General features: G+C 72.6%; 11 protein-coding genes. 5 read left to right on the forward strand and 6 right to left on the reverse strand.

From position 1 onward, the window contains the following. Positions 1–65 precede the first annotated feature (65 nt). Both ABZV93_RS01915 and ABZV93_RS01920 read left to right on the forward strand, forming a co-directional pair. On the forward strand, positions 66–1,625 hold the full coding sequence (locus ABZV93_RS01915) for a succinic semialdehyde dehydrogenase (protein WP_354928735.1): 1,560 nt from the start codon (positions 66–68) through the stop codon (positions 1,623–1,625). A gap of 23 nt (positions 1,626–1,648) precedes the next feature. Beyond that, positions 1,649–3,460 carry a GMC family oxidoreductase gene (locus ABZV93_RS01920; RefSeq protein WP_354929735.1) on the forward strand — a complete coding sequence of 604 codons (1,812 nt, stop codon included), beginning with the start codon at positions 1,649–1,651 and terminating at the stop codon, positions 3,458–3,460. A 42-nt stretch (positions 3,461–3,502) separates the two neighbouring features. On the opposite strand, the gene ABZV93_RS01925 is transcribed toward ABZV93_RS01920, so the two are convergent. From ABZV93_RS01925 to ABZV93_RS01935, 3 genes are all read right to left on the reverse strand, one after another. Then, complete coding sequence (locus ABZV93_RS01925) at positions 3,503–3,910, reverse strand: hypothetical protein (protein WP_354928738.1); 408 nt, start codon at positions 3,908–3,910, stop codon at positions 3,503–3,505. 523 nt (positions 3,911–4,433) lie between these two features. Continuing rightward, positions 4,434–6,446, reverse strand: a complete 2,013-nt coding sequence (locus tag ABZV93_RS01930) for an FtsX-like permease family protein (protein ID WP_354928741.1) — start codon at positions 6,444–6,446, stop codon at positions 4,434–4,436. Beyond that, positions 6,443–7,261: an ABC transporter ATP-binding protein gene (locus tag ABZV93_RS01935; protein WP_354928744.1), complete on the reverse strand. Its 819-nt coding sequence runs from the start codon at positions 7,259–7,261 to the stop codon at positions 6,443–6,445. The genes ABZV93_RS01930 and ABZV93_RS01935 overlap by 4 nt, the downstream gene beginning before the upstream one ends. 244 nt (positions 7,262–7,505) lie before the next feature. On the opposite strand from ABZV93_RS01935, the gene guaA reads away from it, so the two are divergent. From guaA to ABZV93_RS01950, 3 genes are read left to right on the forward strand one after another with little or no spacing between them, the layout of a single operon-like run. Beyond that, positions 7,506–9,071, forward strand: a complete 1,566-nt coding sequence (gene guaA / locus ABZV93_RS01940) for a glutamine-hydrolyzing GMP synthase (RefSeq protein ID WP_354929738.1) — start codon at positions 7,506–7,508, stop codon at positions 9,069–9,071. Positions 9,072–9,115: 44 nt separating this feature from the next. Next, positions 9,116–10,177, forward strand: coding sequence for an alcohol dehydrogenase catalytic domain-containing protein (locus ABZV93_RS01945; protein WP_354928747.1), 1,062 nt, complete (start codon positions 9,116–9,118; stop codon positions 10,175–10,177). Positions 10,178–10,195: 18 nt separating this feature from the next. Further along, positions 10,196–11,242, forward strand: a complete 1,047-nt coding sequence (locus tag ABZV93_RS01950; RefSeq protein WP_354928750.1) for a glutathione S-transferase family protein — start codon at positions 10,196–10,198, stop codon at positions 11,240–11,242. Positions 11,243–11,415: 173 nt separating this feature from the next. On the opposite strand, the gene ABZV93_RS01955 is transcribed toward ABZV93_RS01950, so the two are convergent. The 3 genes from ABZV93_RS01955 to ABZV93_RS01965 form a co-directional block, all read right to left on the reverse strand. Continuing rightward, a complete protein-coding gene (locus ABZV93_RS01955) occupies positions 11,416–11,628 on the reverse strand; it encodes a PspC domain-containing protein (RefSeq protein WP_354928753.1) in 213 nt (70 codons plus the stop codon). A 169-nt stretch (positions 11,629–11,797) separates the two neighbouring features. Beyond that, the gene (locus ABZV93_RS01960) at positions 11,798–12,019 is read right to left on the reverse strand and encodes a hypothetical protein (RefSeq protein WP_354928756.1); all 222 of its coding nucleotides are present in this window, start codon (positions 12,017–12,019) and stop codon (positions 11,798–11,800) included. Then, the gene (locus ABZV93_RS01965) at positions 12,012–13,892 is read right to left on the reverse strand and encodes a PspC domain-containing protein (protein ID WP_354928759.1); all 1,881 of its coding nucleotides are present in this window, start codon (positions 13,890–13,892) and stop codon (positions 12,012–12,014) included. Before ABZV93_RS01965 ends, ABZV93_RS01960 begins: the two co-directional genes overlap by 8 nt. Positions 13,893–13,948: the final 56 nt, after the last annotated feature.

The raw sequence follows: 13,948 nt of genomic DNA on the forward strand, positions 1-13,948 counted from the left end.
ATCCGCGCGATGATCCGCGCGATGATCCGCGTCATGAGCGCCCCCGCCCCGCCTAGGCTGGCACCATGACCGAACCCACCTCCGCGCGCGAACTCACCTCCGGCCGGGTGGCCGAGCTCACCGGACGGGTGTTCGCGACGTCGGGGGAGACCCTCGACGCCGTTTCGCCTCTGACCGGCAAGCCCCTGGGCCAGGTGCCGGTGTCGACCACCGGCGACGTTGCGGAGGCGTTCTCCCGGGCCCGCGCGGCGCAGGCGGAATGGGCTCAGGTGCCGGTGGCCGAGCGTGCCGACCTCCTGCTGCGGGTGCACGACCTGGTGCTCGACCGGCAGCGCGACCTGCTGGACCTCGTGCAGTGGGAGTCCGGGAAGGCCCGCAAGCACGCGTTCGAGGAGTTGGCGGACGTCGCGAACACCGCGCGCTACTACGCCCGGGTCGCCCCGCAGCACCTGCTGCCGACCAGGCGGGCGGGCATGTTCCCGTTCCTCACCCGGGCCACCGAGCTGCGCCACCCCAAGGGAGTCGTCGGCGTCATCGCCCCCTGGAACTACCCGTTCACGCTGGCGATCTCCGACGCGTTGCCCGCGCTGGTGGCCGGCAACGCCGTGGTCACCAAGCCGGCCAGCCTCACCGCGCTGTGTGCCCTGGCCGCCGCCGAACTGGTCGCCGATGCCGGCCTGCCGCCCGACCTGTGGCAGGTGGTGGTGGGTGCGGGTTCCTCCATCGGGAACGCCCTGATCGACCACTCCGACTTCGTCTGCTTCACCGGATCAACACAGACCGGGCGCTCGGTGGCCGCCCGGTGCGGTGAGCGGCTGATCGGGGCCACCATGGAGCTCGGGGGCAAGAACGCCATGCTGGTCCTCGACGACGCCGACCTGGACGTCGCCGCCGAGGGCGCGGTGCGGGGATGCTTCTCCAACGCCGGCCAGCTGTGCATCTCGATCGAACGCCTCTACGTCGCGGCTGCCGTGTACGACCGGTTCGTCGAACGCCTGGTGGCCCGGGTGGAGGCGATGCGGGTCGGCCCGGGGCTGGACTTCGGTCCGGACATGGGGTCGCTCATCTCCGCCGACCAGCTGTGCACCGTCACCGCGCACGTCGAGGACGCGAGGGACAAGGGCGCGCGGGTTCTCACCGGCGGGGTCGCGAGGCCCGACCTGGGACCGTACTTCTTCGCTCCCACCGTCCTCGCGGAGGTGACCCCGGACATGACCTGCTTCGCCGAGGAGACGTTCGGCCCGGTCGTGTCGGTCTACCCCGTCGCCGACGAGGACGAAGCGGTGGCGCGCGCCAACGACACCGCATTCGGGCTGAACGCCGCGGTCTACGGCCGCGACGTACGCCGGGCCGGTGCGGTCGGCGAACGCCTGCACGTCGGCACGGTCAACGTCAACGAGGCGTACGCCGCGGCATGGGGGAGCGTGGACGCGCCCATGGGCGGCGTCGGCGACTCCGGGATGGGACGCCGGCACGGAGCAGAGGGGCTGTTGAAGTACACCGAGGCCCAGACCATCGCGGTGCAACGGGTGCCGATGACGCCGCCGGCCGCAACGTCCTACGACGCGTTCGCCCGCGGGCTCACCCTCGCGCTGCGGGCGATGCGGAAGGGTGGCCACAAGTGATCCGCCCGCGTCGCGACCCGGCCATGCAGCACTACGACGTCGTGGTGATCGGCTCCGGCTTCGGCGGAAGTGTCGCGGCGCTGCGGCTCACGGAGAAGGGCTATCGGGTCGGTGTGCTCGAGGCCGGCGCGAGGTTCGCGGACAAGAGCACCGCCGACCACGGCACCGACGGATCGCGCGGTGCCGGCGCGGGGGTCGCCGGGGTCTCCGGGGACGACGGCGTACGGGCACTGCCGCGCACGTCCTGGCAACTGCGCGACTTCCTCTTCGCGCCCCGGCTCGGCTGCCTCGGCATCCAGCGAATCACCTTGCTGCGTGACGTTCTGGTGCTGTCCGGTGCGGGCGTCGGCGGTGGTTCGCTGGTCTACGCCAACACGTTGTACGAACCCCTGGCGGAGTTCTACGACGACCCGCAGTGGCGCGGGCTGGCCGACTGGCGGGCCGAGCTCGCCCCCCACTACGACCAGGCCAAGCGGATGCTCGGCGTCACTGTCAACCCGACCATGACACCCTCCGACGTGGTGATGCGCAAGGTCGCCGAGGAGATGGGCGTGGGCGACACCTTCCGGCAGACACCGGTCGGGGTGTTCTTCGGTACTCCCGGCACGCCGCCCGGCACCGAGGTCGACGACCCCTACTTCGGCGGTGCGGGACCTCGCCGCCGCTCCTGCATCGAGTGCGGTGAGTGCATGACCGGCTGCCGCCACAACGCCAAGAACACCCTGACGACCAACTATCTGTACCTCGCCGAGGAGGCCGGTGCGAAGGTGCATCCGCTCACCACCGTGACGGCGGTACGCCCCTTGGCCGGCGGCGGGTACGCCGTGGACACCGAGCCGACGCCCGGTGGGATGCCGCGCCGGCGCCGCCTGCGGCGCGACTGGGCGCCGCGTACGTTCCACGCCGACCAGGTGGTGTTCGCGGCCGGCGCGCTCGGCACCCAGCGGCTCCTGCACCGGATGAAGGCCGAGGGCCGGCTGCCCAACCTGTCCGACCGGCTGGGTGTGCTGACCCGGACCAACTCCGAGTCGATTCTGGGCGCGATCGCGAGGGGGCGCGAGACCGACTACTCGCGCGGGGTCGCGATCACCTCGTCGTTCCACCCGGATCCGCACACGCACATCGAGCCGGTGAGGTACGGCCACGGCAGCAACGCGATGGGGTTGCTCCAGACGGTGCTCACCGACGGCGGCGATGGGGGCCGCCGCTGGCGGACGTGGCTGCGTGAGGTCGCCCGCCATCCGGGCGACCTGGCCCGGCTGGCCAACCTGCGGCACTGGTCCGAACGCACGGTCATCGCGCTGGTCATGCAGTCACTGGACAACTCCCTGACCGTACGGCTGCGGCGCGGCGCCTTCGGTTGGCGGCTCACCTCCCGGCAGGGACACGGCGAGCCCAACCCGACCTGGATCCCGGTGGCCAACCAGGTCGTTCGCCGCCTGGCCGAACTCGTGGGAGGGACGCCGGGCGGCACCGTCGGTGAGGTGTTCGACCGGCCGATCACCGCGCACATCATCGGCGGCTGTGTGATCGGCACGGACGCCGAGCACGGTGTCGTGGACGGCTACCAACGGGTGTACGGACATCCCGGACTGCACGTGCTCGACGGAGCCGCCGTGTCGGCGAACCTGGGTGTCAACCCGTCCTTGACGATCACCGCGCAGGCGGAGCGGGCGGTGTCGTACTGGCCCAACAGGGGTGACACGGACCCGCGACCGGAGCTCGGTGGGGAGTACCAACGGATCGACCCGGTGGCACCGCATCGTCCGGTCGTGCCGGCCGGCGCGCCCGGTGCCCTGCGCCTCACCGCGCCGCGGCGGGCAAGCCGGGGTTGACACTCGGAGGGTGACACCCGCCCGCGGCCGGCGGTGCAGGACCTACGAGCAGACGGATCCGGCCTGTGCCGCGCCGCCGCCCTTGCGCAGCGTGGAGGCGGAGCTCATCACGTCGTTCATCAGGTCGAACAGGTCGCGGTAGGACTGGTCGGCGCCCTTGGCGTCCTCGTAGGAGACCTGCTCGTCGCCCACGGTGAGATAGAGGTGGATCGCGTCGGGGGTGGGCGTCCGCAGCTTCCGCTTGGTGTCCGGCTCCGCCTTGGGCCGGGGAGCCTTCTCGGCCCGGTTCGCGGCCGCGGCGATCCGGGTCATCGTCGCCGACTTCACGCTGCACGTGAAGGGCTCCTTGCCCCGGCTGGTGAGGGTGGCGCTGCCGTCGGCGTCGACCACGAGCTTGTCGTTGAAGCCGGCGACACCACCCGTGCGGTGCAGCGAGAGCGAGGAGTTCATGGTGGGTCCCGGGGTCGGGTGTGCGCTGTTGGTGGGCGTGGACGTTGCCTGTGCCTCCGTGGTCGGCGCTCGCTCGGTCCCGCATGCTGCCATGCCGAGAACGAGAACCCCCATGAGTGCGGCCAGTGGCGCACCGCGTCGAAGTACGGAAAGCATCATGCCGGTTCTGACGTCTCGTTCCTGGTGTGGGTTCCGTTTCGGCTGCCCCGAACGCGTCTCAACCATGTCTCGGGACCTGTCCCAGCACAGGTCCCGGCACGGGGCTGTGCACATGATGCCGAACGTGGGAGGACCCGGCTCCAGCAGGCGGGGAGCCGGGTCCTCCGGTGCGACGGTCCGCGAGGCCGCGAGCGGTTCCCGCCGCACTGACGGCGTTGTCCGGTTGCCCGGAGTACACCGTCTGGTGGATGAACGACCGAGTTCGCATCCGGTTACGCCCTGGTTCGCATGAGTTGCGGACCGTTCCGGCCACTCCGTCGTTCCGGCCACTGTGTCGTTCCGGCTGCCGCACCTGTCGAAGCGGTCAGTCCGGACGTGGTGCGGGGTCGGTCGTGACCGCGCGCAGGAACGGCCGGCTCAGCTCACTGGCGCCGATCACCGCGCCGAGTCCGCCGAGCACGGTGAGGGCGAGCGTCACCAGCCCTTCGGGTCGCACCGGGTTGGCCAGCGCGAACGGCGCGGCCATCACCAGTCCCGTCACCAGCGCACCGCCGCCCATCACCACCAGCGGGATGAGCGTCTCGCGGCGCCTGGCGGCGTCCAGTACCCGCAGTGGGGTCCCCGCCAGCCGCAACAGAGCGAACGTCTGCCGCCGGTCCAGGATCGAGGAGACGCCGCTGATGCCGGCGCTGACCGTGCCCAGCAGGAACGACGCGAACAGGACGGTGCGCGAACCCGTCTGGATGTCGGCCAGCATCTGCTCGCCGCCGCGGTCGGCGTCCGCCGGGCCGGCGAACGGCCGGCCGGGTACCAGCCCGGCGAGTGCCGTACGTGCCTCGTCCGTTCGCTCCTGTCCGCCGGGCACCTTGACGACCACCGAACGGTAGGAAGGTGCGCTCTTCCCGGCCCCTTCCGGTTCGGTGAGCCGTACGCGAGCGGCCGGAATCCCGGCCAGCCGCTCCCGGGCGTCCGCGACCACCGCGGTCGCGTGCTGGGCCGGAACCCTGGCCCGCAACTGCTGGTCGGTGGAATGGCCGAGCCCGCCCGGCCCGGGGTTCAGGAGCACGGTGAAGCCGGCGACGAACCCGGTCAGCGCGATGCCGTTCACCGTTCGCCAGGCCGCACGTGGGTCGTCCATGAGCCGGCGTCCCGCGAGCAGCCGGGCCGGCCGGCGAGCGCCGGCGGCCGCGATCCGGCCGATCAGGCCGACCACCCAGGGGCCGACCAGGTTGAGCGTCCAGAACCCGACGGCGAGCATCACCACGATCACCGTGAAGACGGTGGCGACCGAGCCCTGCAACAGCTTGCTGGCGAAGAGGAATCCCAGCACCGCCGCCACGAAGGCGATGACCCGGACAGCACGCAGGCCCGGTGGCGTCTGCCGCCGGGCGACGCCCAGCGGGCTGACCACGACCCGGCGCAGGCCTGCGACCGCACTCACGCCGACGAGGACGACCACCGCGGCCACGACGGCGAGGATCAGTTGTACGCCGACCCACAGGTCGCCGGCCGCCCACGTGCCGCCGGAGATCGAGATCCGGGTCAGCCCCGGAATCATCGCGACGTACAACAGCGACCCGGCGAGGGCGCCGGCCAACGCCGTCACCATCGACTCGGCCACCGTCATCGCGACCACCTGGCCGGGGGTGGCACCGACAAGTCGCAGGGCCGCGAGCCGCTGGTCGCGACGGGCCACGGTGAGCCGGGCGGCGGCGCCGCCGAAGACGAGCAGAGGTACGCCGAGCAGGACGGTGGCCAGCCCGGTGAGGATGCGGTAGAAGCCGGCGGCGTAGTTGGGCCGCCCGTCGGTGAAGGACGCGATCGGCGCCGGGCTGGTGGCGTCGGCCAGGTCGCTGCGGTCACCGTGCATGGCCGGGTCGTTCGCGTGCCGTCCGACGACCGCGACGAGCTCGCCGCCGTGGACCAAGGCGTCGGCGCCCAGTAGACCGGTGGGCGTCCGAGCCGGGAACCGGTCGGCGAGCTGACCCGGAGGCAACGAGGACACCAGCCGGGCGAGCGCGGGCGACATCCAGACCTCGCCCGGTGCGGGGAAGCGGGCCATGCCCGGAGGGGCGGGCAGTGCACCGGTGCCGCCGGTTTCACGGAGGGCAGCCAGGTCGACCACGGTCACCACCTGCCCGCGTACGTAGTCCAGGCTGGTGCCCTCCAGTGCCACCGCCTTCCCCGGTGCGGCGGCGTGGCCGGGATGGCGCCAGGCGTCCCGGTCGGCCCGGCCGGCGAACGCGACGTTCGCGGCGACGGCGGCGAGCAGCAGCGCCGTGCACACGGCGACCGCGCCGGCTGTCAGGCCCACGGCGAGCAGCCCGCGCCGGCCGCCGACCCGCAGCAGACGCAAGCTGAGGTTGACACTGGTCACCGGTACGCCCCCGTCCCGCCGGCCGGGCCGGCCGCGGAGCCCACCGGCGTCAGCAGCCGGCCGTCGCGCACCTCCACGACCCGGTCGCACGCGGCCGCGACGTTCGGGTCGTGCGTCACCACCACCAGTGCGGCGCCGTTCGCCCTGCTGGTCGACACCAGCAGTCGCATGGTCTCCTCGCCGGTCGCCTGGTCCAGGGCGCCGGTGGGCTCGTCGGCGAAGACCACGGCGGGCTCGATGACCAGCGCCCGGGCCAGGGCGACGCGTTGTGCCTGGCCGCCGGAGAGCTCTCCCGGACGCCGTTTCTCCATCCCGGTCAGGCCGAGCGGCTTCACCCAGGCGTGCGCCCGGGCGACCGCCGCACGCCGGGGCGTTCCGCCCAGCATCAGCGGCAGCGCGATGTTCTCCTCGGCCGGTAGTTCCGGCAGCAACTGGGCGAACTGGAAGACGAACCCGAACCGCGTCCGCCGTAGCCGGCTGCGTTCCCGCTCGCTCATGGTGTCCACCCGCTGCCCGCCCCGGCCGTCGCCGCCGGCACCGCTCCCGTCGTGCAGAACCACCTCGCCGGAGTCGGGCCGGATGATCCCGGCCAGGCAGTGCAGCAAGGTGGACTTGCCCGAGCCGCTCGGGCCCATGATCGCCACGGACTCGGCCCGCCCGACGGTGAGGCTCACGTCGGCCAGGGCGACTGTCGCCCCGAATCGCTTCTCCAGGCCGTGGCCGGACAGGGCCGGTACGAACGGCGCACGTGGGGGCTTCGGTGGCCCTGCTCGGCCGGCGCCGTGGCCGGGCCCGGAGGTCTGGTTCATCTGCATGCCGGCAAGTCTTTCGGCGCGTGAAGGCCCGCCGCGTCGTCGCCAGGGCGCGCGTCGGCCGCCCAGGATGCCCGTCCGGTCGCCGGGGTCGTCATACCTTCGGCGTACGGGACGGCACGGTCCGTCACCTGCCCCGTCACCGACCGGGCGCGGATGACCCGCTCACCACTCGACCCTGATCCGCAGGGCAGGCTCTAGACTCGCCGAGGTCAGCGCAGCCTGTGCAAGGCCCGTACGAAAGGCCATCGTGACCGATCACGACCTCGTTCTCGTCGTCGACTACGGCGCGCAGTACGCCCAGCTCATCGCCCGCCGGGTGCGCGAGGCCCGGGTCTACTCCGAGATCGTTCCGCACACCACGCCGGTGGCGGAGATCCTGGCCCGCAAGCCGAAGGCGATCATCCTGTCCGGCGGCCCGTCGTCGGTCTACGCACCGGGCGCCCCGCAGGTCGATCCGGCGCTGTTCGAGGCCGGGGTGCCGGCGTTCGGCATCTGCTACGGCTTCCAGGCGATGGCCCGCAGCCTCGGCGGGGAGGTCGCCCACACCGGTGCTCGGGAGTACGGCCGTACCCGCGTCGACGTCACCGCGCCCGGCACGCTGCTCGCGGACCTGCCGGCCGAGCACACCGTCTGGATGTCGCACGGCGACTCGGTGACCGCGGCGCCCGACGGCTTCGACGTACTCGCCGCGACGGCGACCACACCGGTGGCGGCGTTCGAGAACGTCGCCCGGGGACAGGCCGGCGTGCAGTGGCACCCGGAGGTGCTGCACACCGAGCACGGGCAGAAGGTGCTCGAGCACTTCCTGCTGGAGATCGCCGGCTGCCAGCCGACCTGGACGATGCTCAACATCATCGACGAGCAGGTGGAGCGGATCCGCCAACAGGTGGGAGACGGGCGCGCCCTGTGCGCGCTGTCCGGTGGTGTGGACTCCGCGGTCGCCGCCGCGATCGTCGAGCGCGCCATCGGCGACCGGCTCACCTGTGTGTACGTCGACCACGGGATGATGCGGCTCGGCGAGACCGAGCAGGTCAAGCGAGACTTCGAGGCGGTGTTCAGCGACCTGGACGTGGTCGACGCCTCCGACCAGTTCCTCGGCGCGCTGGACGGGGTGGCCGATCCGGAGCAGAAGCGCAAGATCATCGGCCGGGAGTTCATCCGTACGTTCGAGGCCGCCGAGGTGCGGGTGTTCGGCGACCTGTCCGAGGGCGAGGCCGCGGTGGCCTACCTCGTGCAGGGCACGCTCTACCCCGACGTCGTCGAGTCCGGCGGCGGTGCGGGCGCCTCCAACATCAAGTCCCACCACAACGTCGGCGGACTGCCCGACGACCTGCGGTTCGAGTTGATCGAGCCGTTGCGCACGCTGTTCAAGGACGAGGTACGCGCGGTCGGTGAGCAGCTCGGCCTTCCGCCGAGCATGGTCTGGCGCCAGCCGTTCCCCGGCCCGGGCCTCGGCATCCGGATCATCGGCGAGGTCACCCGCGAACGCCTGGACATCCTTCGCCGGGCGGACGCGATCGCCCGCGAGGAGCTGACCGCCGCCGGGCTGGACCGCGACATCTGGCAGTTCCCCGTCGTGCTGCTGGCCGACGTGCGCTCGGTGGGTGTGCAGGGCGACCAGCGCACCTACGGCCACCCGATCGTGCTGCGCCCGGTCACCAGCGAGGACGCGATGACCGCCGACTGGGCGCGGCTGCCGTGGGACCTGGTCGAACGCGTCTCGACCCGGATCACCAACGAGGTCCTCGAGGTCAACCGCGTCGTGATCGACGTGACCAGCAAGCCGCCCGGCACCATCGAGTGGGAGTGAGCGGGGGAGTGGGAGTGAGCGGGCGAGTGGAAGTGAGCGGGTAGGTGCGCGCGGTCTGGTACGACACGTTCGGCGGGCCGGTTTCCGTACGCGACGTGCCCTCACCGCGGCCCGGCCCGTACGAAGCGGTGGTCGAGGTCGCCGCGACCGGGGTGTGCCGCAGTGACTGGCACGCCTGGCAGGGACACGACTCCGACGTGAGCCTGCCGCACGTCGGAGGGCACGAGTTCGCCGGCGTGGTCGCCGAGGTCGGGTCCGCGGTCCGCGGCTTTCGGCCCGGTCAGCGGGTGACCGCGCCGTTCGTCCACGCCTGTGGGCAGTGCGCGCAGTGCGCCCGCGGCGACCACCAGATCTGCGCGCGGCAGACCCAGCCCGGTTTCACCCGGTGGGGTTCGTTCGCCGAGTACGTCATCGTCGACCACGCCGATGTCAACCTCGTCTTGCTTCCGGACGTGCTGGAGTTCACCACCGCGGCGGGGCTGGGATGCCGGTTCGGTACGGCCTACCGGGCGGTGCTGCGTCAAGGCCGGGTTGGCGCGGGCGACTGGGTGGCCGTGCACGGATGCGGAGGTGCCGGGCTGTCCGCGGTCGAGGTGGCCGTGGCGGCGGGCGCCCGGGTGGTCGCGGTGGACGTCTCGGCGGCCGCGCTCGACCTCGCCCGCGCCCTGGGTGCCGAGGAGGTGGTGGACGCGTCCGTCGACCCCGAACCCGCCGCGGTCGCCTCGGTCGTGCACGACCTCACCGACGGGGGAGCACGGGTCTCGCTGGACTGCCTGGGCTCACCGCGAACCTGCGCGGCGTCGGTGCTCGGCCTGGCCCGCGGCGGGCGGCACGTCCAGGTGGGCCTGCTGCTCGGCGGCCCGACCCCGGTGCCGATGGACCGCGTGGTGGCGTACGAACTCGACGTCGTGGGCAGCCACGGCCTGCAGGCCCACGAGTACCCCGCGATGCTCGACCTGGTGACGGCGGGACGCCTGCGGCCGGACCGGCTGGTCGGCGCGGTGATCGACCTCGCGGACGTTCCCCACGCACTGGCGGCGATGAGCCCTGGCGGCTCGCGTGGCGGTGCCACCAGCCCGGGGATGACGGTGGCCGCTCTCCGCTGAGTCCGGAACACTGGGGCCATGCCCGAAGACGCCAGCAGCACCCAGAGCCAGAGCGGGACCACCCAGAGCGGGACCGACCGGAGTGGGACCGGCCGGAGCGGGACCAGTGAGGGCGAGACCGCGAGCCAGGGCGGCGCCGCGCAGTTCGGCCGGGAGGCCGGAGCACGCGGAGAGTTCGTCCGGCAGGCCAACCGGTTCACCGGGCGGATCACCGCCGACGGATCCTCCGGCCTGCCCGCGGAGCCCGGCCGCTACCGCCTGGTGTGGTCGAAGGCCTGCCCGTGGGCGCACCGGTCGGTGATCGTTCGTCGTTTGCTCGGCCTGGAGGACGCCATCTCCCTGGCGACCGTCGACCCGATCCGCGACGAACGCGGCTGGAGGTTCACCCTCGACCCGGGCGGACGGGACCCGGTGCTCGGTATGGAGTTCCTCGCCGAGGCCTACCACGCCACCGACCCCGGCTTCCAGGGCCGGGTGACGGTGCCGTGCCTGGTCGACGTGCGAACCGGTGAGGTGGTGACCAACGACTATCCGCAGATCACCCTCGACTTCTCCACGCAGTGGAAGGCGTTTCACCGGCCGGATGCGCCCGACCTCTACCCGGAGGACCTGCGAGCCGAGATCGACGAGGTTGCCGACCTGGTCTTCCACGACGTCAACAACGGCGTCTACAAGTGCGGCTTCGCCACCTCGCAGGAGGCCTACGAAGCGGCGTACGACCGGCTCTTCGCCCGGCTGGACTGGCTGGAGAACCGCCTGCGTGGTCAGCGCTACCTGTGTGGCGACCGACTGACCGAGGCGGACGTGCGGCTGTTCACCACGCTGGTGCGCTTCGACGCCGTTTATCACGGCCACTTCAAGTGCAACCGGAACAAGCTCACCGAGATGCCCGTGCTGTGGGCGTACGCCCGCGATCTCTACCAGACCCCGGGCTTCGGGGAGACCGTCGACTTCGACCAGATCAAGCGGCACTACTACGCCACCCACCACAAGATCAACCCGACCGGTGTCGTACCCAAGGGGCCGGACCCGTCCGGCTGGGCGGTGCCGCACGGGCGAGGCTGACCCGCACACCCCGGCAGCGGCACCCCGCATGCGACGACGCGGACTCTTCGGCGAAGAGTCCGCGTCGTCGTTTCGGTGCGGGGGATGGTGCTGTCGTCGGGATGGGCTGGCCGGGGAAGTGCCGAGCGGGGATGTGGTGCCCGGGGAGGCGGCTGGGGAGGTGACGGAGGAGATCACACCGTCGCCGTGTCCTCCTCGGGGACGATGATCCAGGCCGCGATGTAGAGCACGACGCCCGCGCCGCCGAGGAGGATCGAGGCCGCCAGCGCGAGCCGGATGATCACCGGGTCCAGTCCGGCGTAGCGCGCGATCCCGCCGCAGACACCGGCGATCATCCGCTCGTCCCTGGTCCGGACCAACTTCTTCTGGGTCGCAATCTCGTTCATGGCTCCACCTTCGCGGACCGGAGCGGACCGGACGATCCGGAACGGTCCCGACCACCCCCTGAGCCGACCCCGACGTGGTTCCGGGTGTCCTGCCGCGCGGCGGTCGGGGTGGGTGCGGGGGCGGCTCGTGGTGGACTCGTCCGGCCGAGGGCGCACGGTCTCGTTCGCCTCAGAGCCGGCGTTCGGGACGGCGCAGTCGCCGGCTACGCCGGATCGAGAGAAGGACGCCGAACAGCCCGGCGCCGATGAAGATCGTCGGCATCAGCCAGCCGAGGTCGCGCAGCCCGATCTTGCCGGCCGAGACCAGCAGCCAGCTGAACGCGATCCCGCAGCACACCAGACCGGCCACCAGGGAAACGACGTCGGCGCTACGCCGTCGGGGGTCAGCCACGGTGCACCTCCAGGTGTCCCACTCCGAGGTCGACCTTGAGCCACAGGTCGCCGCCGCCGGCGCCGTCGGTTCCCAGGTCGGTCGTCTTCAGGGTGTTGTCCGCCCCCGACACGGTCCGGTCGAAGACCTCCAGATCACCGACTCCCACGTCGGCGTCGACGTGGACGTCGACCCGGGGCGGCACCCTGACCACGAGCTCGCCGGTGCCCAGGTCGACGCTGGTCCGGACGTCCCGACCGTCCCGCAGCGGCACCCGGGTCAGGTCCAGCCGGACCCGGCCGGTGGAGTAGTCGTAGCTCGGCCGGACCTGCTCGCGCGTGGTGGGCCGCACCCGGTGGTCGTGGGCGGCGGCGGTGACGTCGAAGTCGGCCGCGGTGACGGGTACCAACGCGACGGTGAGGATCGCCCCCACGGCGATCAGCCCACGGGAACGGCCGAACCACGTGCCGGCGATCAGCCCGAGGCCGACCACCGCCAGCACCGCGGCGACGTACGCACCGGCCGGGACGGTGACGGCGTACCTCCCGCTGGGCAGCCGGCTGCTCTCCTGCCAGCCGGCCAGTGCCGCGCAGGCGAGCATCGCGCCCAGCATGGTCACGAGGAACAGCACGTAACGCCGCCGGCGCCGTGGAAGAGGAGGTGGTGGTAGCGGCGGGATCCCGGACGCAGGATGGGTCGCCGCATCCTCGCCCGGCCGGTCGTCGGCAGCGGTGGTTGCGTCCAGGCCGAGTGGGTCGGGCTGGTCCCAGAATCCCGGCGGAGTCGGCTCCCCGGACCGCCAGGAGCCGACCTGCAGTGGACGGGTGTGCTCGTCGACGCCCTCTTGGTCCGGTGACTGGGCCGGCCGACCGGGGAATGCCTCCGGTGCGGGCGTGGCGGTCAGCGGCCGGGTGACCTCCGCGTCCGGGTCGGCCGCGGCACCCGCGTGGCCCGCCTGCTCCAGGCTGTCGGCGACCTCCGAGAGCGGCCGGGTCATCGCGGTGGCGGCCGCCTCGGCAGCCGCCGACGGGCGAGAACCCTCGGTACCAGACCGGTGCGCGGAGCCGGACGGTACGCCGCCACCGGGCGGGGTGCTTTCGTTCGCAGGCACTGTCGCGCCGGGTGCGCCGGGTGCGCCGGGTGCGCCGGGTGCGCCGGCGCCCGGTGGGGTGCCGGGAACCTGGACGCCGTCGGACTGACGGCGCAGCAGGGCCACCAGCCCCAGCACGCTGAGCACCAGCAGCGCGGGCACGTGCCAGGGGAGCCCCCACCAGGGGATGCTCACCACGACCAGACCGATCACGACCAGGCCGGCCACGAACACCGGACCGTCCGGCTTGCCGTCGCGGCGCCGGCCGAGCTGTTGCTCCAGGATCGACCGGTCCTCGCCCACCCGGGGGATCAGCACCCAGCCCGCGGCGTACAGCAGCAGGCCGACCCCGCCGAACGGCGCCAGCACCGCGAGCACCACCCGCAGCAGAACGGGGTCGACCTGGAGCTCACGCCCGAGCCCCGCGCAGACCCCGCCGACCACACGCCCTTCGTCGCTGCGGTGCAGCCGGCGCAGGTCGCGCACCACGCCGTCGGTGCGGCGCGCGTCCCGGTCGTCGCGTCCGCGCGGCCCGCCCTGGTCGTGACCCTGGCGGCCGCCCGCGCTGCTCGGCCCTTCCCCGCCGGGAGGTCCGTCGGAAGCTTCGCCGGACATGCCGAACCCGTCCGCCGGGTCCGGGACATGCGAAGCGTCCGGTGTGCGTACGGTGCCCGACTCGTCCGGCTCGGCGCCTCCACCGCCCTGCCCGGGTGCACCGGCCTCACCGGATGCACGGGCCCCGCCGGGTACGCCGCCACCAGGTGCGGTGTCGCCGCTTTCCGCGGGCGGAGTCGTGTCAGCCATCCTTAGATCCTTCGCCGTGACCGTCGCAGCCGCATCCGGGATGTCCCTGGGCTTGC

The sequence above is a fragment of the Actinopolymorpha sp. NPDC004070 genome (genome assembly GCF_040610475.1).
Classification (GTDB): Bacteria; Actinomycetota; Actinomycetes; order Propionibacteriales; family Actinopolymorphaceae; genus Actinopolymorpha.

Bases quoted from the DNA above. Each gene is read 5' to 3' on its own strand.
- ABZV93_RS01950 (WP_354928750.1), top strand. From the start codon at position 10,196: ATGCCCGAAGACGCCAGCAGCACCCAGAGCCAGAGCGGGACCACCCAG.
- ABZV93_RS01920 (WP_354929735.1), top strand. From the start codon at position 1,649: ATGCAGCACTACGACGTCGTGGTGATCGGCTCCGGCTTCGGCGGAAGT.
- ABZV93_RS01915 (WP_354928735.1), top strand. From the start codon at position 66: ATGACCGAACCCACCTCCGCGCGCGAACTCACCTCCGGCCGGGTGGCC.
- ABZV93_RS01965 (WP_354928759.1), bottom strand. From the start codon at position 13,892: ATGGCTGACACGACTCCGCCCGCGGAAAGCGGCGACACCGCACCTGGT.
- ABZV93_RS01925 (WP_354928738.1), bottom strand. From the start codon at position 3,910: ATGAACTCCTCGCTCTCGCTGCACCGCACGGGTGGTGTCGCCGGCTTC.
- ABZV93_RS01935 (WP_354928744.1), bottom strand. From the start codon at position 7,261: ATGCAGATGAACCAGACCTCCGGGCCCGGCCACGGCGCCGGCCGAGCA.
- ABZV93_RS01955 (WP_354928753.1), bottom strand. From the start codon at position 11,628: ATGAACGAGATTGCGACCCAGAAGAAGTTGGTCCGGACCAGGGACGAG.